Annotated in this window: 17 protein-coding genes and 2 tRNA genes; 5 read left to right on the top strand and 14 right to left on the bottom strand. The window is 73.1% G+C overall.

Annotated features, from left to right (window positions below; translation table 11 throughout):
* Positions 1–147 precede the first annotated feature (147 nt).
* Positions 148–2,946: a phosphoenolpyruvate carboxylase gene (ppc, locus tag ACZ3TI_RS33425; protein WP_465732932.1), complete on the top strand. Its 2,799-nt coding sequence runs from the start codon at positions 148–150 to the stop codon at positions 2,944–2,946.
* 70 nt (positions 2,947–3,016) lie between these two features.
* On the opposite strand, the gene ACZ3TI_RS33420 is transcribed toward ppc, so the two are convergent.
* From ACZ3TI_RS33420 to ACZ3TI_RS33385, 8 genes are all read right to left on the bottom strand, one after another.
* Positions 3,017–3,982, bottom strand: a complete 966-nt coding sequence (locus ACZ3TI_RS33420) for a hypothetical protein (RefSeq protein ID WP_465732930.1) — start codon at positions 3,980–3,982, stop codon at positions 3,017–3,019.
* Complete coding sequence (locus ACZ3TI_RS33415) at positions 3,972–4,493, bottom strand: SigE family RNA polymerase sigma factor (RefSeq protein ID WP_465732928.1); 522 nt, start codon at positions 4,491–4,493, stop codon at positions 3,972–3,974. Before ACZ3TI_RS33415 ends, ACZ3TI_RS33420 begins: the two co-directional genes overlap by 11 nt.
* Positions 4,494–4,634: 141 nt before the next feature.
* The gene (locus tag ACZ3TI_RS33410) at positions 4,635–4,961 is read right to left on the bottom strand and encodes a hypothetical protein (RefSeq protein WP_465732926.1); all 327 of its coding nucleotides are present in this window, start codon (positions 4,959–4,961) and stop codon (positions 4,635–4,637) included.
* Between the two features lie 136 nt (positions 4,962–5,097).
* Positions 5,098–5,676 (bottom strand): aminoacyl-tRNA hydrolase, encoded by a 579-nt coding sequence (gene pth / locus ACZ3TI_RS33405; protein WP_465732972.1) that lies wholly within the window; start codon positions 5,674–5,676, stop codon positions 5,098–5,100.
* 116 nt (positions 5,677–5,792) lie between these two features.
* A complete protein-coding gene (locus tag ACZ3TI_RS33400) occupies positions 5,793–6,380 on the bottom strand; it encodes a 50S ribosomal protein L25/general stress protein Ctc (RefSeq protein ID WP_465732924.1) in 588 nt (195 codons plus the stop codon).
* Between the two features lie 281 nt (positions 6,381–6,661).
* Positions 6,662–7,639 (bottom strand): ribose-phosphate diphosphokinase, encoded by a 978-nt coding sequence (locus tag ACZ3TI_RS33395; protein ID WP_465732922.1) that lies wholly within the window; start codon positions 7,637–7,639, stop codon positions 6,662–6,664.
* 202 nt (positions 7,640–7,841) lie between these two features.
* Positions 7,842–9,296, bottom strand: a complete 1,455-nt coding sequence (gene glmU, locus ACZ3TI_RS33390) for a bifunctional UDP-N-acetylglucosamine diphosphorylase/glucosamine-1-phosphate N-acetyltransferase GlmU (protein ID WP_465732920.1) — start codon at positions 9,294–9,296, stop codon at positions 7,842–7,844.
* Between the two features lie 143 nt (positions 9,297–9,439).
* Positions 9,440–9,510 (bottom strand) — tRNA-Gln (locus ACZ3TI_RS33385).
* A gap of 273 nt (positions 9,511–9,783) precedes the next feature.
* Between ACZ3TI_RS33385 and ACZ3TI_RS33380 the strand changes: the two genes are divergently transcribed.
* Together ACZ3TI_RS33380 and ACZ3TI_RS33375 are read left to right on the top strand one after the other, a co-directional pair.
* The gene (locus ACZ3TI_RS33380; RefSeq protein ID WP_465732918.1) at positions 9,784–10,809 is read left to right on the top strand and encodes an acyl-CoA desaturase; all 1,026 of its coding nucleotides are present in this window, start codon (positions 9,784–9,786) and stop codon (positions 10,807–10,809) included.
* A gap of 212 nt (positions 10,810–11,021) precedes the next feature.
* Positions 11,022–11,624 carry a TetR/AcrR family transcriptional regulator gene (locus ACZ3TI_RS33375; protein ID WP_270151038.1) on the top strand — a complete coding sequence of 201 codons (603 nt, stop codon included), beginning with the start codon at positions 11,022–11,024 and terminating at the stop codon, positions 11,622–11,624.
* 44 nt (positions 11,625–11,668) lie between these two features.
* Here the strand turns inward: ACZ3TI_RS33375 and ACZ3TI_RS33370 are convergent, their stop codons facing one another.
* Positions 11,669–12,460 carry a methyltransferase domain-containing protein gene (locus ACZ3TI_RS33370; RefSeq protein WP_465732916.1) on the bottom strand — a complete coding sequence of 264 codons (792 nt, stop codon included), beginning with the start codon at positions 12,458–12,460 and terminating at the stop codon, positions 11,669–11,671.
* Positions 12,461–12,570: 110 nt separating this feature from the next.
* Here ACZ3TI_RS33370 and ACZ3TI_RS33365 point away from each other — a divergent pair, with 110 nt between their 5' ends.
* Positions 12,571–13,068: a MarR family winged helix-turn-helix transcriptional regulator gene (locus ACZ3TI_RS33365; protein WP_465732914.1), complete on the top strand. Its 498-nt coding sequence runs from the start codon at positions 12,571–12,573 to the stop codon at positions 13,066–13,068.
* A 12-nt stretch (positions 13,069–13,080) separates the two neighbouring features.
* On the opposite strand, the gene ACZ3TI_RS33360 is transcribed toward ACZ3TI_RS33365, so the two are convergent.
* From ACZ3TI_RS33360 to ACZ3TI_RS33340, 5 genes are all read right to left on the bottom strand, one after another.
* Positions 13,081–14,037, bottom strand: coding sequence for a LuxR C-terminal-related transcriptional regulator (locus ACZ3TI_RS33360; protein ID WP_465732912.1), 957 nt, complete (start codon positions 14,035–14,037; stop codon positions 13,081–13,083).
* A gap of 311 nt (positions 14,038–14,348) precedes the next feature.
* Positions 14,349–15,311, bottom strand: coding sequence for a UDP-glucose 4-epimerase GalE (gene galE, locus ACZ3TI_RS33355; RefSeq protein ID WP_465732910.1), 963 nt, complete (start codon positions 15,309–15,311; stop codon positions 14,349–14,351).
* Positions 15,312–15,535: 224 nt separating this feature from the next.
* Positions 15,536–16,204 carry a response regulator transcription factor gene (locus ACZ3TI_RS33350; RefSeq protein ID WP_350629524.1) on the bottom strand — a complete coding sequence of 223 codons (669 nt, stop codon included), beginning with the start codon at positions 16,202–16,204 and terminating at the stop codon, positions 15,536–15,538.
* A 164-nt stretch (positions 16,205–16,368) separates the two neighbouring features.
* Positions 16,369–16,441, bottom strand: a tRNA-Thr gene (locus tag ACZ3TI_RS33345).
* 200 nt (positions 16,442–16,641) lie between these two features.
* Positions 16,642–17,133 (bottom strand): winged helix-turn-helix transcriptional regulator, encoded by a 492-nt coding sequence (locus ACZ3TI_RS33340; protein WP_465732907.1) that lies wholly within the window; start codon positions 17,131–17,133, stop codon positions 16,642–16,644.
* A gap of 180 nt (positions 17,134–17,313) precedes the next feature.
* Between ACZ3TI_RS33340 and ACZ3TI_RS33335 the strand changes: the two genes are divergently transcribed.
* Positions 17,314–17,910, top strand: a complete 597-nt coding sequence (locus ACZ3TI_RS33335; protein ID WP_465732905.1) for a flavodoxin family protein — start codon at positions 17,314–17,316, stop codon at positions 17,908–17,910.
* Positions 17,911–17,943 lie beyond the last annotated feature (33 nt).

Genomic DNA, 17,943 nt, shown 5'->3' with positions numbered 1-17,943 from the left:
CATCCGGCCACCTCGCGGACAGCACACCCCCCGACACCTATGCTGGTCGCGTCGGACAGCGCGGTCCGCACGCGTCACAACCGCCACACGCATGTGGACCTGTGACGATGAGCCGTTGCCGAACCCCACCACCACAGGGAGCCAGCCGTGACCGCTCCGGTCCCCAACCCGGCGGACAGCGCCACTCAGGTCGTCGCCGACAATGCCGCGTTGCGTGCGGACATCCGCCGCCTCGGCGATCTGCTCGGCGAGACGCTGGTGCGCCAGGAGGGCCCCCAGCTGCTGGGCCTGGTCGAGCAGGTCCGCCTGCTCAGCCGCACCGACGGCGAGGCCACCGCCGAACTCCTCTCCGACATCGACCTGGACACCGCCGCCAAGCTGGTCCGGGCGTTCTCCACCTACTTCCACCTCGCCAACGTCACCGAGCAGGTGCACCGCGGCCGCGAGTTCGCCACCCGCCGCGCCCGGGAGGGCTCGCTGCTCGCGCAGACCGCCGACCAGCTCGCCGAGGCCGACCCCAAGCACCTCGAGGACACCCTGGCCCACCTCGCGGTCCGCCCGGTCTTCACCGCGCACCCCACCGAGGCCGCCCGCCGCAGCGTCCTCAACAAGCTGCGCCGGATCGGCGAACTCCTCGACCGCATCCACCGCGAGGAGCTCGCCTCCGGCCTCGCCGCCGCCGACCCGGCCCGGACCAGCAGCGCCAAGCGCTCCGCCGACCGCCGCGTCGCCGAGGTCATCGACCTGCTCTGGCAGACCGACGAGCTGCGCATCGCCCGCCCCGAGCCCACCGACGAGGCCCGCAACGCCGTCTACTACCTGGACGAGCTCTACCGCGAGGCCGTCCCCGAGGTGCTGGAGGAGCTGCAGGAGGAGCTCGCCCGGGTCGGCCTCACCCTGCCCGACGGCGTCCGCCCGCTCACCTTCGGCACCTGGATCGGCGGCGACCGCGACGGCAACCCCAACGTCACCCCCCAGGTCACCTGGGACGTCCTCAACCTCCAGCACGAGTACGGCATCAAGGACGCGCTGGCCGCCATCGACGACCTGCGCAACACCCTCTCCACCTCCGAGCGGCTGGCCGGCGCCTCGGTCGAACTGCTCGCCTCGCTCAACACCGACCTGCACCTGCTCCCCGAGCTCAGCCCGCGCTACAAGCGGATGAACGCCGAGGAGCCGTACCGCCTCAAGGCCACCTGCATCCGGCTCAAGCTGGAGAACACCCGCGAGCGGCTGGCCGGCGGCACCCCGCACGTCGAGGGCCGCGACTACCTCGGCACCCGCGAGCTCATCGCCGACCTGCGGCTCATCCAGGACTCGCTGCGCGCCCACCGCGGCGAGCTGATCGCCGACGGCCGCCTCGCCCGCACCATCCGCACCATCGAGGCCTTCGGCCTCCAGCTCGCCACCATGGACGTGCGCGAGCACGCCGAGGCCCACCACCACGCCCTCGGCCAGCTCTTCGACCGGCTCGGCGAGGAGGCCTGGCGCTACGCCGACATGCCCCGCGAGTACCGGCAGAAGCTGCTCGCCAAGGAGCTCCGCTCGCGCCGCCCGCTCGCCCCCACCCCGGCCCCGCTGGACGAGGCGGGCACCAAGACCCTCGGCGTCTTCAACACCATCCGCGAGGGCTTCGAGCGCTTCGGCGACGAGATCGTCGAGAGCTACATCATCTCGATGTGCCAGGGCGCCGACGACGTCTTCGCCGCCACCGTCCTGGCCCGCGAGGCCGGTCTGATCGACCTGCACGCCGGCATCGCCAAGATCGGCATCGTGCCGCTGCTGGAGACCACCGACGAGCTCCAGCAGGCCGACCGCATCCTCGACGAGATGCTCTCCGACCCCTCCTACCGGCTGCTCGTCTCGCTGCGCGGCGACGTCCAGGAGGTCATGCTCGGCTACTCCGACTCCTCCAAGTTCGGCGGCATCACCACCTCCCAGTGGGAGATCCACCGCGCCCAGCGCCGGCTGCGCGACGTCGCCCACCGCTACGGCATCCGGCTGCGCCTGTTCCACGGCCGCGGCGGCACCGTCGGCCGCGGCGGCGGCCCCTCGCACGAGGCGATCCTGGCCCAGCCCTGGGGCACCCTGGAGGGCGAGATCAAGGTCACCGAGCAGGGCGAGGTCATCTCCGACAAGTACCTGCTCCCCTCCCTCGCCCGGGAGAACCTGGAGCTGACCCTCTCCGCCACCCTCTCCGCCTCCGCGCTGCACACCGCCCCGCGCCAGGCCCCCGAATCCCTCGCCCGCTGGGACGCCGCGATGGACCAGGTCTCCGAGGCCGCCCACACCGCCTACCGCGGCCTGGTCGAGCAGGAGGACCTGCCGAAGTACTTCTTCGCCTCCACCCCGGTCGACCAGCTCGCCTCGCTGCACCTGGGCTCCCGCCCGTCCCGTCGCCCCGACTCCGGCGCCGGCCTGGACGGCCTGCGGGCCATCCCGTGGGTCTTCGGCTGGACCCAGTCCCGCCAGATCGTCCCCGGCTGGTACGGCGTCGGCTCGGGCCTCGCCGCCGCCCGCGCCGCGGGCCTGGGCGACGTGCTGGACGAGATGTACGGCGAGTGGCACTTCTTCCGCAACTTCCTGTCCAACGTCGCGATGACGCTGGCCAAGACCGACCTGCGGATCGCCCGTCACTACGTCGAGCAGCTGGTGCCCGGCGAACTGCGCCACATCTTCGACCAGATCAAGGACGAGCACGCCCTCACCCTGCGCGAGGTGCTGCGGCTCACCGGCGAGAGCGAACTGCTGGAGCACAACCCGGTGCTGAAGCAGACCTTCGCCGTCCGCGACGCCTACCTCGACCCGATCTCCTACCTCCAGGTCGCGCTGCTGCGCCGCCAGCGCGAGGAGATCGAGGCCGGCCGCCACGACGACCCGCTGCGCGCCCGCGCGCTGCTGCTCACCGTCAACGGCATCGCCGCCGGCCTGCGCAACACCGGCTGACCCCGGGCACGGCGAAGGGGCCGACGGCACTCGCCGTCGGCCCCTTCGCGTTCGCTCCGGGCGGGGACCGCTACCGCACCTCGGCCACCAGGGGTCCGTACCTCGCCTTGATCCGCGCCTCGGCGGACTCCCACTGCGGCGTGTCGACCACCACGCCGGCGCCGTCGCCGCCGACCGACACGAACCGGACCTCCACGCCTTCGGACTCCCAGTACGCGCGGTCCCCCTGGATCCTCGACGCGAGGGCCTGCAGCTCATCGCGCGAAGCGACGGCGTCGCTGAACCGCAGCTTCACCGACGGCCAGGCGGCCACCGCGGCGGCCGCGGCGGCGTCCAGACCGCTGCCGGGAACGCGCATCACGTAGAGCGTGTCGGTCGCCGAGTCCCGGCAGCTGCCGAAGTAGTGGTCCCGGTAGCCCGCGTTCGCCATCTTGTCGACGGCTTCGCCCGCCCGCGCCAGGTCGAGCCCGCTCAGCTGGGCGGGCGACAGCGGGGACGGGGCACCCGAGGACGACGGACCGGCGGACGACGGACCGGCAGTCGGGAACCCCGTCGACGGGAGCCCGCTCGACGGGAACCGGCTCGTCGGCGATCCGGCCGTCGGGGACCCGCTCGACGGGCGGCCCGTCGACGGGGCCGTCGGGGACCCGCTAGACGGGCGGCCCGTCGACGGGGCCGTCGGCAGCGAGGTGGGGGGCTGGTGCCAGCCGGGGGTCCGCAGCGAGGTCGGCCCCGCGCAGCCCAGGACCAGGCCCGCCTCGTTCCAGGCCGACAGCCCGGGCGTCGGACTGGCCTCCCCCGCGGGCGGTCGGAGCTCCGTACCACCGCCCCCTCCGCCCAGCTGGCTCAGCACCGCCACCCCGGCGGCCAGCACCAGCACCGCGGCCGTCCCCCGCAGCGCCGTCCGCCGCCGACCGCGCCGCCGACCGGCCTCCCGCAGCGCGGCCAGCGGCGCGCTGCCGCCCACCGACCCCGCCCGCGCGCCGAGCCGGACGACCAGCTCCTCCTCGAACCCGTCCGGACGTTCAGCCGCCATGACCCACCATCTCCCTCGCCGGTGCCAGCTCCTGCCGGAGCGTCCTCATAGCCCGCGCCAGATGCGTCTTCGCCGTGGCCACCGAGCAACCGAGCTCCTGCGCGACCTGCGCCACCGGCAGGTCCACGTAGTAGCGCAGCACCACCACCGCCCGCTGCCGCGGCGGCAGCGCCCGCATCGCCGCCGCCAGCTCCTCGTCCCGCTCGGCCACCGGCGTCTGCGGGGAGTCCGGCAGCACCGGGGTGAGCACCTCACGGCGGGTCCGCCGCCACCGCGAGACGTGGGTGCGGACCATCGCCGTCCGCACGTAGCCCTCGGCCGCCCCCGCGTCCCGGATCGTCGTCCGCTTCGGGTACACCCGCGCCAACGCGTCGTGCAGCAGGTCCCGGGCGTCGTGGACGTCTCCGGTGATCAGGTACGCCCCCCGCAGCAGGGCTTGGTACCGGGTCGCGACGAACTCGTCGAACGGGTCGGATCCGGAGCCCCCCGGGCGCATCGATTCGCGCTTCATACCCTTTCGACGCCCCGCACGACGGAAACGGATGACAAGGACGGACGACAGGGACGGACGACCGTGGCGGACGACAGGAACGGACGACAAAGGGCCGGCGCCCACTCCCGTGGACACCGGCCCCTGAGGACTCGCGTACCGCTACCGCTCCGTGGGCTCGCCCGCGCGCTTGCGCTTCAGCCACAGCGCCGCGCCGCCGGCCACCACGACCAGGCCGCCGCCGACCGCCAGCAGGCCCGCGTCGGGGCCCACCGACTCACCGAGCACCGGCGCGAACTGCGCCGCCGCCGGCTCCGGAGTGGCCGCCGAATCCGGCTCCGCCACCTGGTCCGCGTGCGCCACCGCACCACCCGACAGCAGTACCCCGGCCGCCCCCAGCGCACCGGCCGTACCGACCCGCCGTCCGAGCTGCTTCAGCCGGACCACCCGGCCCCGCCGCAGTCGGCGGACCGGACGCAATCTCCGCATCGAGAACTCCCCAGGACTCGTTCGCGTACCGGGCCGACGGTATCCGATCCCCCACAGGCTTCTCACACGGATTCAGGTTCGGCCGGGCAAGCGTTGTACGACTGTTGCGTACCCGGCGCGCCGTGTTGACGGACGTTCAGGAGTTGTACGTCCCCTGCGCCCGCTCCAGCCCCTCGGACAGCAGCGCCTCCACCGCGTCGGCCGAGCGGTCCACGAACCAGTCCAGCTCCTTGCGCTCGGTCGAGGAGAAGTCCTTCAGCACGAAGTCCGCGACCTCCATGCGGCCCGGCGGGCGGCCGATCCCGCAGCGCACCCGGTGGTAGTCCGGGCCCAGCGACTTGGTGATCGACTTCAGCCCGTTGTGGCCGTTGTCCCCGCCGCCCAGCTTCAGCCGCAGCGCCGCGTAGTCGATGTCCAGCTCGTCGTGGACCGCGATCAGCGCGGCGGCCGGCACCTTGTAGAAGTCGCGCAGCGCCGTCACCGGACCGCCGGACAGGTTCATGAAGGACATCGGCTTGGCCAGCACCACCCGCCTGCCCGCCAGCCGTCCCTCGGCCACCTGCGCCCGGCTCTTGTGCGCCTTGAACTTGGCGCCCATCCGCTGCGCCAGCAGGTCCACCACCATGAACCCGATGTTGTGCCGGTTCCGGGCGTACTGCTCGCCCGGGTTGCCCAGCCCCACCACCAGCCAGGGGCCCTCGTACTCGTCCGCCATCGCGCTCTCACTCCTCGCCTTCACGCTCGACGCCATCATCCCGGACACACCGCTGCCCCGGCCGCTCCAGCGGGAGCGACCGGGGCAGCGGTCTCAGCTACTCAGTGCGGCGAGGCTCAGGCCTCGGCGCCCTCGGCCTCGGCGGCCTCCTCCTCGGCCGGGGCGGCCTGGGCGGCGATGACCTGCAGCACGACGGCGTCGGCCTCGACGGCCAGGGTGACACCGGCCGGCAGGGTGATGTCCTTGGCGTGGATCGAGGCGCCGGCCTCCAGGCCCTCGACCGAGACGGTGACGGCCTCGGGCAGGTGGGTGGCCTCGGCCTCGACCGGCAGGGCCTGCAGGACGTGCTCCAGCAGGTTGCCGCCCGGGGCCAGCTCGCCCTCGGTGTGGACCGGGATCTCGACGGTGACCTTCTCGCCGCGCTTGACCAGCAGCAGGTCGACGTGCTCGATGGTGCGCTTGATGGCCTCGCGCTGGACGGCCTTCGGCAGGACGTACTCGTCCTTGCCCTCGATCGGGACGACCAGCAGGGCGTTCGGGGTCTTCAGGGCCATCATCAGGTCGTGGCCGGGCAGGTTCAGGTGAACCGGGGCGTGGCCGTGGCCGTAGACGACACCCGGGACGAAGCCGGCGCGGCGGGCGCGACGGGCGGCACCCTTGCCGAACTCGGTACGGGTCTCAGCGGCAAGGCGGATCTCGGACACGACTGCACTCCTCGTGAAAGATGGCACGGGGGTGCAGGCAACGCGAAAAACCGCCGGGACCACACCCTCAGTACGTTCGGGGGTCACTCGGCGGCAACGGCCTGCCGGGCGGACGGTAGTCCGGCACCGGCAGCGCGTCGATCACGGAGCGGGCGCCCGCGAGCAGGCACACGGCATCCCTCGCCGAGCAGTTTCACGAGTCTAACCGCATGCACGGCCTCCCGCGAAATCGGCGGCGGCCCCGGCCCCACTGGGGACCGGGGCCGCCTGCGCGCGCTTCGTCAGTGCACGCCCTCGAAGAGGCTCGTGACCGAACCCTCCTCGAACACCTCGCGGATCGCGGCCGCGATCGACGGGGCGATGGACAGCGTGGTGATCTTGTCCAGCTGCAGCTGCGCCGGCGTGGGCAGCGTGTTCGTGAAGACGAACTCGCTGACCCGCGAGTTCTTCAGCCGGTCCGCGGCCGGGCCGGAGAGCACACCGTGGGTGGCCGCCACCACGACGTCCGCGGCGCCGTTCTCGAACAGCGCGTCGGCCGCGGCGCAGATGGTGCCGGCGGTGTCGATCATGTCGTCGACCAGGACGCAGACCCGGCCCTTGACGTCACCGACGACCTCGGCCGACAGGATGGTGTTGGCCTGGGTGATGTCGCGGCGCTTGTGGATGATCGCCAGCGGGGCGTCCAGGCGGTCGCACCACTGGTCGGCCACCTTCACACGGCCGGCGTCCGGGGAGACGACGGTCAGCTTGGAGCGGTCCACCTTCTCGCCGATGTAGTCGGCCAGCAGCGGCAGCGCGAACAGGTGGTCCACCGGACCGTCGAAGAAGCCCTGGATCTGCGCGGTGTGCAGATCCACGGCCATCAGGCGGTCGGCACCGGCCTGGCGCAGCAGGTCGGCCACCAGCCGGGCCGAGATGGGCTCGCGGCCGAGGTGCTTCTTGTCCTGGCGGGCGTACCCGTAGAACGGCAGGATCGCGGTGATGCTCTTGGCGGAGGCCCGCTTCAGAGCATCGATCATGATCAGCTGCTCCATGATCCACTGGTTGATGGGAGCCGTGTGGCTCTGCATCACGAAGCAGTCCGCGCCACGGGCGGACTCCAGGAAGCGGACGTAGATCTCGCCGTTGGCGAAGTCCAGGGCCTTGGTGGGGACCAGCTCGGTCCCGAGCGCCTCGGCAACCTCCTTCGCCAGCTCCGGGTGGGCACGGCCGGAGAAGAGCTTCAGCTTCTTCTCACCCGACGTCGTGATCCCGCTCACTGCACCGTCTCCTCGCGTTGCGGACGCTGAACCCTCGACCCGGTGCGGGCAGGCGAGGCCCACGCGCGGTACGGGGTCGGGGGAATGTCGGTACGCCTGGACACGGGCGGAAAGCCCAGTGGCGCACGTATGTCCCCAAGGTTACGCGCCCGCGCAGAAACCGTCCGCCTCGGGACCGCTCCTCGGTCTCCCGCCCGTCGCGTCAGGCCTTGCCGGTCCCGTCCGTCGCAGCCTTCGCGGCCTGCGCCGACGCGGTACCGGGGCGCTTGCGCTCGACCCAGCCCTCGATGTTGCGCTGCTGTGCCCGGCTCACGCCCAGCGCGCCCGCCGGGACGTCGGCGGTGATCACCGAGCCGGCCGCGGTGTAAGCGCCGTCACCGACGGTGACCGGGGCGATGAACATGTTGTCCGAGCCGGTGCGGCAGTGCGCGCCGATGACCGTGCGGTGCTTGTTCACGCCGTCGTAGTTCACGGTGACCGAGGCCGCGCCGACGTTGGTGCCCTCGCCGATCGTGGCGTCGCCGATGTACGAGAGGTGCGGCACCTTGGCGCCCTCGCCCAGCTCGGAGTTCTTGATCTCGACGTAGGTGCCGGCCTTCGCCTTGCGAGCCAGCTTTGCGCCCGGGCGCAGGTAGGCGTACGGGCCGGCGCTGGCCTGCTCGCCCACCTCGGCGCGGTCGGCCGTGGTGTTGCTCACACGGGCGCCGGCGCCGACCAGGGTGTCCTTCAGGGTCGAGTTCGGGCCGACCTCGCAGCCCTCGGCCAGGTGGGTGGCGCCCTGCAGCTGGGTGTTGGGCAGCACCACCGCGTCCGGCTCGTAGGTCACCTGCACGTCGAACCAGGTGGTCGCCGGGTCCACGACGGTGACGCCGGCGCGCATCGCCCGCTCCAGCAGACGGTCGTTCAGCAGCCGACGGGCCTGCGCCAGCTGGACCCGGTCGTTGATGCCCAGGATGTCCCGGTGGTCCTCGGCGACGACGGCGCCCACCCGGTGGCCCGCCTTGCGCAGGATCTCCAGGGTGTCGGTCAGGTACTCCTCACCCTGCGAGTTGTCGGTGGTGAGCTCGGCCAGCGCCTCGACCAGCAGCTTGGCGTCGAAGGCGAAGACGCCCGAGTTGATCTCGGCGATCGCGCGCTGGGTGTCGCTGGCGTCCCGCTCCTCGACGATCGAGGCGACGGTGCCGTCCTCGTCGCGCAGGATCCGGCCGTAGCCGAAGGGCTCGGGGACGACGGCGGTCAGCACGGTGACCCCGTTCTGCTGGGCCGCGTGGGCGTCCGCCAGCCGGCGCAGGGTGGCCCCGGTCAGCAGCGGCGAGTCGCCGGCGGTGACGATCACCGTGCCGTCGAGCTGCACGCCGTCCGCGGCCAGTGCCTCCAGCGCCGTCCGCACCGCGTGCCCGGTGCCGTTCTGCTGCTCCTGCACGGCCGTGCGAACCGCCGGGTAGTGGGCGGCCAGGTGCTCCTGCACCTGCTCGCGCTGGTGCCCGACGACCACCACGAGCTGCTCCGGCGTCAGCTCCCCGGCAGCCGCCACCGCGTGACCCACGAGCGACCGCCCGCACACCTCGTGCAGCACCTTGGGCAGCTTGTTCGACTTCATCCGGGTCCCGCCACCGGCGGCGAGCACGACAACGGCGGCAAGCGAATTGGCACCCATGCGGGGAGGCTCCTCGGTAGGTTCACAGAGAGGGCAGAGCAGGCCCGGCCGGGACCCAGGCCGGTCACCATACGCAAAGTCCGCCGAGCAGCACCGACAATACCGGCGCGGTGGAAGACGCCCGAACCAGAGGCGTGCAGAGGCTCCGCCGCTAGGATTCGAACCCAGACAAAGGCCTCCAAAGGGCCCTGTGCTGCCATTACACCACGGCGGACAGTCGTGTCAGACCCTACCCGAGCGGACCCCACCGTGGGTATCGACTTGCACCGATCCGCACGGCTCGGATTCGCCGTCCGCTCCGCCCCGGCCGACCGAACTCCCCGGGGCTCCGGTTCATCCATCCAGTCGGGTGAATTCACTCAAGCGCCGCGCGGCGACGTGTTCCCCTGGACACGGAGCGCAACCTACGATGCCGTAAGTTACGCCGACGTAGGCTCTGCCTCCTTCTCCTTCTCTCCCGTTCCCGGGACGCCGCAAAGGGACGCCCATGACCATCCAGGCAGGCGAGGCGCGCGCGGGGACCGCCGCGCCCCGCACTCCGTCTCCCGACACCGATCCCGAGACCGCCCCCGAGATCGCCACCGACGCCGGCACCGCGGCCACGCGACTGTCCGCCACCCGCGGCGGGGAGAAGCAGGGCCCGGCCGAGCGGATCGCACTCGGCCTGTTCATCCTCGTGCCGTTCGCCGCGCTGCTGGCCGCCGTGCCGGTGGCCTGGGGCTGGGGGCTGGGCTGGACGGACCTCGCGATCGCCGTCGTCATGTACTTCCTCACCTGCCACGGCATCACCGTCGGCTACCACCGCTACTTCACCCACAGCGCCTTCAAGGCCGGCCGCCCGATGCGGCTCGCCCTGGCGATCGCCGGCAGCCTCGCGGTCGAGGGCCCGCTGGTGCGCTGGGTGGCCGACCACCGCAAGCACCACCGGTTCAGCGACAAGGAGGGCGACCCGCACTCGCCCTGGCGCTACGGGGAGAGCATCCCGGCCCTGATGAAGGGCCTGTGGTGGGCACACATGGGCTGGATGTTCGACGAGGAGCAGACCCCTCAGCTCAAGTACGCCCCGGACCTCGTCCGCGACCCGGCCATAAGGCGGATCTCCCGGCTGTTCTGGCTCTGGACCCTGATCTCGCTACTGATCCCGCCGCTGGTCGGCGGCCTGGTGGCGCTCTCCTGGACGGGCGCGCTGTCCGCCTTCTTCTGGGGTTCGCTGGTCCGGGTGGCGCTGCTGCACCACGTCACCTGGTCGATCAACTCGATCTGCCACGCCGTCGGCCGGCGCCCGTTCCGTTCCCGGGACCGCTCCGGCAACGTCTGGTGGCTCGCGGTGCTCTCCTGCGGCGAGTCCTGGCACAACCTGCACCACGCCGACCCGACCGCGGCCCGGCACGGGGTGCTGCGCGGGCAGATCGACTCCTCGGCCCGGCTGATCCGCTGGTTCGAGCTGGCCGGCTGGGTCCGGGACGTCCGCTGGCCGGACGCGCAGCGGATCGCCGCCCGCCGCGCCGCATGAGGCGGCGCTTCCAGCATGATGTAGGGGTGAACGGGAGCAGCGCAGACAGCACAGGCGGTCACCACAGCACGCGGACGGACGCGGCGCCCGCTGCGGCGCCGACCCGTTCGCGGGCCGCTGCACCGACGGGCGGGACCGCCGCCGGGGCCGCGGACCGGAGTTCCGGCGGCCCCGCTGCCCCGACCCCGCGCCGCCGGGGCGGGCGGGTCCGGATGACCGGCAAGCAGCGGCGCGAACAGCTGCTGGAGATCGGCCGGACGGTCTTCGCGGAGCGCGGCTACGACGGCACCTCGGTGGAGGAGATCGCCGAACGCGCCGGGGTGTCCAAGCCCGTGGTGTACGAGCACTTCGGCGGCAAGGAGGGGCTGTACGCGGTGGTGGTGGACCGCGAGATGCAGCTGCTGCTGGACATGGTGACGGGGGCGCTGACCGGCGGGCACTCGCGCGAGCTGCTGGAGCAGGCCGCGTTCGCGCTGATGGACTACATCGACACCTCGACGGACGGCTTCCGGATCCTGGTCCGGGACTCGCCGGTGGCCCAGTCGACCGGCACCTTCGCCTCCCTGATCAGCGACATCGCGACGCAGGTGGAGGACATCCTGGGCCTGGAGTTCAAGTCCCGCGGCTTCGACGCGCGGCTGGCCCCGATGTACTCGCAGATGCTGGTCGGGATGGTCGCGCTGACCGGGCAGTGGTGGCTGGAGGTCCGCAAGCCGGACAAGGCGACGGTGGCGGCGCACCTGGTGAACCTCGCCTGGCACGGGCTGGAGGGCCTGGAGCGGCACCCGAAGCTGGTCGGCGACCGCCGGGCCTGAGCGCCGCTCGGGGGCTCGCCGCTCGGTGGCCTACCGCTTGCCCGCTACGGCCTGACCCCGACCGCGAAGATCCGGCGGAACGGGAAGACCGTCCCGGACGGCCCGGACGGGTAGGCCTCGCGCAGCAGCCGCCCGTACTCGGCGAGGAAGGCGGCCCGGTCGTCCGGGTCGGCGAGCCGGGTCAGGACGGGGCGCAGCGCGGTGCCCTTGACCCACTCCAGGACCGGGTCCGGCCCCGGGAGCGGGGTGAGGTAGGTGGTCTCCCAGACGTCCGGGCGGCAGCCGGCGGCGGCCAGGGCGTCGAGGTAGCGCTCGGGCGGGTGGACGGCGGCGCGGACGGCGTCCTCGCCGAGCCGGGCGCGCCAGCGGGGGCTGCGGCGCAGCTCGGCGAGCAGGGTGTGGCTGGGGGCGTCGAAGTTGCCGGGCACCTGGAAGGCGAGGGCTCCGCCGGGGCGCAGGGCAGCGGCCCAGCGCGGGAGCAGCCCGAGGTGGCCGTCGATCCACTGCAGGGTGGCGTTGGAGACGATGAGGTCGGGCCGGGCCGGGGCGGGGTCGTAGTCGTGGGCGTCGGCGAGCAGGTAGTCGGCGGTGGGTTCGCCCTCGGTACGGGCGGTGGCGAGCATCGGGGCGGAGTTGTCCACGCCGGTGATGCGGGCGTGCGGCCAGCGTTCGCGCAGGACGGCGGTGGAGTTGCCGGGGCCGCAGCCGATGTCGAGGATCGTCTCCTCGCCGGGGTGCGGGAGGACGGGGACGCGGGCGAGCAGGTCGTGCAGGGGGCGGGTTCGTTCGTCAGCGAAGCGCAGGTACTGCGCCGGGTCCCAGACGGGGGTGGTCATGGTTCACCTCGCAGGTATCTCGATATCAAGATATCCCCTGAAGCCTCGCGGGCACATTTCTCGATGTCAAGAGACTTCACATCGACACATCCACCGATACACTGATCGTCATGGAGGACGAGGTCGACAGGCTGGTCGCAGCGTGGCGCCGGGAGCGCCCCGACCTCGACGTGGAGCCGCTCGAGGTGCTCAGCCGGGTCAGCCGGCTCGCCCGGCACCTGGACCGCGCCCGCCGCACCGCCTTCGCCGAGCACGGCCTGGAGCCCTGGGAGTTCGACGTCCTGACCGCCCTGCGGCGGGCCGGCCCCCCGTACCAGCTGTCCCCCGGCCAGCTGCTCACCCAGACCCTGGTCACCTCCGGCACCATGACCAACCGGATCGACCGGCTCACCGGCAAGGGCCTGGTCAAGCGACTGCCCGACCCGGACGACCGGCGCGGCGTACTGGTCCGGCTCACCGACGACGGCCGCGACCGCGCCGACCAGGCGCTCGCCGGACTGCTCGCGCACGAGCGCGAACTGCTCGCCCAGCTCAGCTCCGGCCAGCAGACCGAACTCGCCGCGCTGCTGCGGCAGCTGGTCGCCCCGTTCGACAACATCCCGGGCTAGGCCCGTCGGGGATCAGGACCGCTCGACGCCCGTCGCGACGGAGGGCGGCGCCGCGGGCACGGCCGGTTCGGCGGGGCTGACCCCGGCTCGGCGGGCGACCGCGACGGCGGCCAGCGTGGAGTGCACCCCGAGCTTGCCGAGCACGTTCTGCATGTGCGTCCGGACGGTGTGCGGCGACAGGTAGAGGCGCTCGGCGACGGCCTGCCGGCCCAGGCCCGCGACCATGCAGCGCAGGATCTGCTTCTCCCGCGGGGTGAGGGTGTCCACCAGCCGCTCGCTCTCGGTGCGGTCCCGCCGGGCGGTGGTCAGCTCCCGGATCACCCCGGTGAGCAGCGCGGGCGGCAGGTGCGTCTCGTCCCGCAGCACGCCCCGGACCACCGAGAGCAGCCGGGCCAGTGAACTCTCCTTCGCCACCCAGCCGGTGGCGCCCGCGTGCAGGGCGCGGGCGGCGCGGTGCGGGTCGTCGGCGGTGGCCAGCACGACGGCGCGCAGCCCGGGGTGGGCGCGGCGGAGCCGGGCGAGCAGGGTGATGCCGTCGGGCGGCGGGGCGGCGGGTCTCAGCTGGTCGGCCCGGAGCTGGTCCGCCACCGGGCGGACGCCCACGGGCGACGCTCCCGGTACCGCGGAGGACAGCGGGGACGGCACCCCGGGCGGCACGCGTCGCGGCGGCGGTACGGGCGGAGCGGCCCGGCGCCGGACCTCCTCGGCGGGCTCCGCACCGGGCCGTCGGCGGGCCGTCGGCGGCGCCGCCCCGGGCGGACCGACCGCGGAACCGGACCCGAGGTCGGCGTCGATCAGCGCCACGTCGTAGGGCCTGCCCTCGGCGCCGGCGCGTTCCAGCGCCCGCTCGGCGGCGGCCGCGCTGCCGGCCGCGCCCACCTCCACGTCGGGCTCGGCGGCGAGCGCCGCGGCCAGTGCCTCGGCGAAGATCCGGTGGTCGTCGACCACCAGGACGCGAATCCGCCCCATCGTCCCTCCCCAGCTCAGACCGCCCGAGCCCGGGAGCGGGGAACCGGCCCGGCGTCCGCGTTCCGGACTCGCCGCGCCGCCCGCCCACCGGTGGTCGGTGAGGTCGAAAGGGCGCCGGCCCCCACCGGTACCGCACTCAGCGTACGGCGTCCGGAAACGCCCTCGTGGCGATTTGGTGAAGTTTCGTCAGGAGGTGCGTGAGTGACCGGACTTGCGCCCGCCGGCCGGTGCCGAGCCCCGCCGCGGGCACCCGCACCCGGACGGTCCGGGTGCGGGTGCCCGCGGCGGCGCGGCCTTCGTGCCCTGCCGGACTACCGGGCGTTCTTCTCCAGGGTGAACTTCCAGGCGTCGGCGACGATGTCGTCCAGGTTCGGACGGCGCGGGGTCCAGCCCAGCGCCTCGTGGGCGCGGGCGGCCGAGGCCACCAGCACCGCCGGGTCGCCGGCGCGGCGGCCCTCGACCCGCACCGGGATCTCCCGGCCGGTGACGCGCTTGACCGACTCGATCACCTCGTGCACCGAGAAACCGCTGCCGTTGCCCAGGTTGCAGATCAGGTGCTCGCCCGGCTTGGCGGCGTCCAGCGCCAGCAGGTGGGCGTCGGCCAGGTCCGCGACGTGGATGTAGTCGCGGATGCAGGTGCCGTCCGGTGTCGGGTAGTCGTCGCCGTACACCGCGATGTGCGGGCGCTGCCCGAGCGCGGCCTGGAAGACCAGCGGGATCAGGTGCGACTCGGGGTCGTGCCGCTCGCCGTACGCACCGTACGCGCCGGCCACGTTGAAGTAGCGCAGCGAGACGGCGGCCAGGCCGTGCGCGACGGCCTCGCTGGTGATCAGGTGGTCGACGGCGAGCTTGGTGGCGCCGTAGGTGTTGGTCGGCGCGGTACGGGCGGTCTCGGCGATCGGCACGGCCTCCGGCTCACCGTAGGTGGCGGCGGTGGAGGAGAACACGAGCTTGCGCACGCCCGCCGTACGCATCGCGGTGATCAGCTCCAGCGAGCCGGCCACGTTGTTGCGCCAGTACTTCTCCGGGTCCACGACCGACTCGCCGACCTGCGAGGAGGCGGCGAAGTGCAGCACACCGTCGAAGGAGCCGTCCAGCACCTTGCCGGCCTCCTGGATCCGGCCCTCGACGAACTCGGCGCCGGCCGGGACGCCCTCGCGGAAACCGGTGGAGAGGTCGTCCAGGACGGTCACCTGGTGCCCCGCCTCCAGCAGGTGGGCGGCCACCACGCTGCCGACGTAGCCGGCGCCACCCGTGACCAGGTACTTACTCATGTTGAGACCTCCAGCGGGCGATGGTCCGCGCGGTCGGCGGGGCCATCGACGGAATGCGTACGACTGGGGCCATTCTCCCAACCCACCGGGGTGCTCCGGACCACGCGGGCGGCCGCGCGCAGGCTCTTCACCAACTCCTCAGCCGCCGGACATCCCGGCCCGCGCCCAGCCGCCTGCGCGGGCGCCTCCCCGGGCGACTCCCCCGGGCGGTTCCCCGGCCGGCCTCAGCCGCCCGACATCCGCTCCAGCAGGCCCGTACGCGCCGCCACCGCGGCCGCCTCCAGGCGGGTCCGCGCGCCGAGCTTCATCAGCACCCGCTGGACGTGCGTCCTGGCGGTGCTGGCGGCGATCCGCATCCCGGCGGCGATCGCGGCGGTGTCCTCGCCGTCCGCGATCCGGGCCAGCACCTGCACCTCACGCCTGGTCAGCAGTCGCAGCAGCCGGACGGCCTCGTCGTCCGGTTCGGCCGCCGGGCGCAGCAGTTGGTCGAAGGCCCCGCGCAGGATGTCCACGGCGACCGCGGCCTCGCCCGCCCGGGCCCGCCCGATGGCCCGCTCGACCACCTCGATGCGCTCGTCGCTGGGCACGTACCCGGCCGCCCCGGCCGCGAACGCCCCCGCCACACCGCGCAGTTCGCCCACCGGCCCGAGCACGATCACGGCCACCTCGGGGCGCTCCCGGCGGATCCGGCGCAGCCCGTCGAAGGCGCCCGGCTCCCCCGGCGCGGCCACGCCCAGCAGGCACACCTCGGGCCGCCGCCCGGCCACCAGGTCGGCGGCGACACCGGCCGGGGAGCCGACCGCGAGCACCCGGTGACCGCGCAGCTGTAACGCGGTGGCCAGCGCCTCGGCCAGCAGCCGGTGGTCGTCCACCACCACGAGTCGAACGCCCATGACGCCCTCCCGGTCGGGGTCCGGCTCGCGCCCGCACCCGTCGGGCGGGCGGCCGATGACGCACCATCACAGCGCATTCCGTACCCGACCCGCCAGCCCGTCGCGCGTCGGACGTCAGCGGAAACGCGAAAGACCCCCGCCCTGAGGCGGGGGTCTTCCAGTTGAGCCCCCATGCGGAATCGAACCGCAGACCTTCTCCTTACCATGGAGACGCTCTACCGACTGAGCTATAGGGGCTTGCCGGGTTTTGCTTTCCCGGGCCGGTCGAACAAGGAAGACATTACACGGCCGTCGGCCCGGAAGGGAAATCGGCCCCCAACGGGGGCCACCCACCCCCTCCCACCGCCCTCCCGCCACCCTCTTGCGTCCCTCTTGCGTGCCTCTTGCGCGCCCAGTCCTCGGCGCGCGGCGTGCTCAGTCCTCGGCCTGCGCCGCGCTCAGTCCTCGGTGTGCACCGCGTGCGCGGCGTCGAACTCCTCGCGGGCCGCCATCATCTGCCCGGCCCGTCGCTCCGTCCACCGGCCGAGCGGCGTGACCAGCTCGGCCAGCTCGCAGCCGAGCGGCAGCAGGTCGTAGACCACCCGCGGCGGTGTCTCCGGGAAGACGGTACGGAGCACCAGGCCACTGCGCTCCAGGTTGCGCAGCGACTGGGTGAGCATCTTGCGGCTGACCCCGCCGATCCCGCGCTGGAGCTCGGAGAAGCGCTGCGGCCCGCAGGCGGCGAGGCTCATCAGGATCAGCAGCGACCACTTGTCGGCCAGCTCGGCGAACATCCCGCGACTGGGGCAGAGCTGGGCGAAGACGTCGAACGCCTGCTGCCCTTGGTGCTCCTGGTGCTCTTGCCGTTCCTGGTGGTCCTGGCGCCCCTCGCGTTCCCGGCATCCCTCGCGCTGCCCCGCCCGGGCCCGGATCGCTTCCTCGGTCGTCATGCCCTCCAGGGTAGCCCTCCGGTCTCCAATCCATCCCTGGTAACCGATAGAGACCTGGTCTATATTGGAGACCGTTGACGGTCCGGGGCCGCACCAGTGCGGCCTGCCCCCGATCCGTCGCCCCACGCCCTCGCACCGGCTCCCGCCGGTCCACGCCCCGCCCCTCCCTGGAGTGCCCGCATGACCGCCATCCGCCCGACCGTCGCCCTCGCCTACCACTCCGGCTACGGCCACACCGCCGTGATCGCCGAAGCCGTCGCCCGCGGCGCCGCCGCCGCAGGTGCCGAGGTCGTCACGATCGCCGTCGACACCATCACCGACGAGCAGTGGGCCCAGCTCGACGCCGCCGACGCGATCGTCTTCGGCTCCCCCACCTACATGGGCACCGCCTCCGGCGCCTTCCACGTCTTCGCCGAGGCCAGCAGCAAGCGCTGGTTCACCGACGCCTGGAAGGACAAGGTCGCGGCCGGCTTCACCAACTCCGCCTCCAAGAGCGGCGACAAGGCCGGCACCCTCGGCTTCTTCCAGACCCTCGCCGCCCAGCACGGCATGAACTGGGTCAACCTCGGCCTCAAGCCCGGCTGGAACGCCACCACCGCCTCCGAGAACGACCTCAACCGCCTCGGCTTCTTCAGCGGTGCCGCCGCCTCCTCGCCGTCCGACGCCGGCCCGGAGGCCGTCCACAAGGCCGACATCGCGACCGCCGAGCACCTCGGGGAGCGCGTCGCCCGGCACACCGCGGTCGTGCTGGCCGGCCGCGCAGCCCTGGCCGGCTGACCGGTCCGCCCGTCAGCCCACGAGCCGTCCGCG

It is taken from the genome of Kitasatospora sp. NPDC023120 (genome assembly GCF_055560835.1).
The sequence above is the reverse complement of the archived record's forward strand: the minus strand, read 5'-3'. Positions and strand labels throughout refer to the sequence as shown.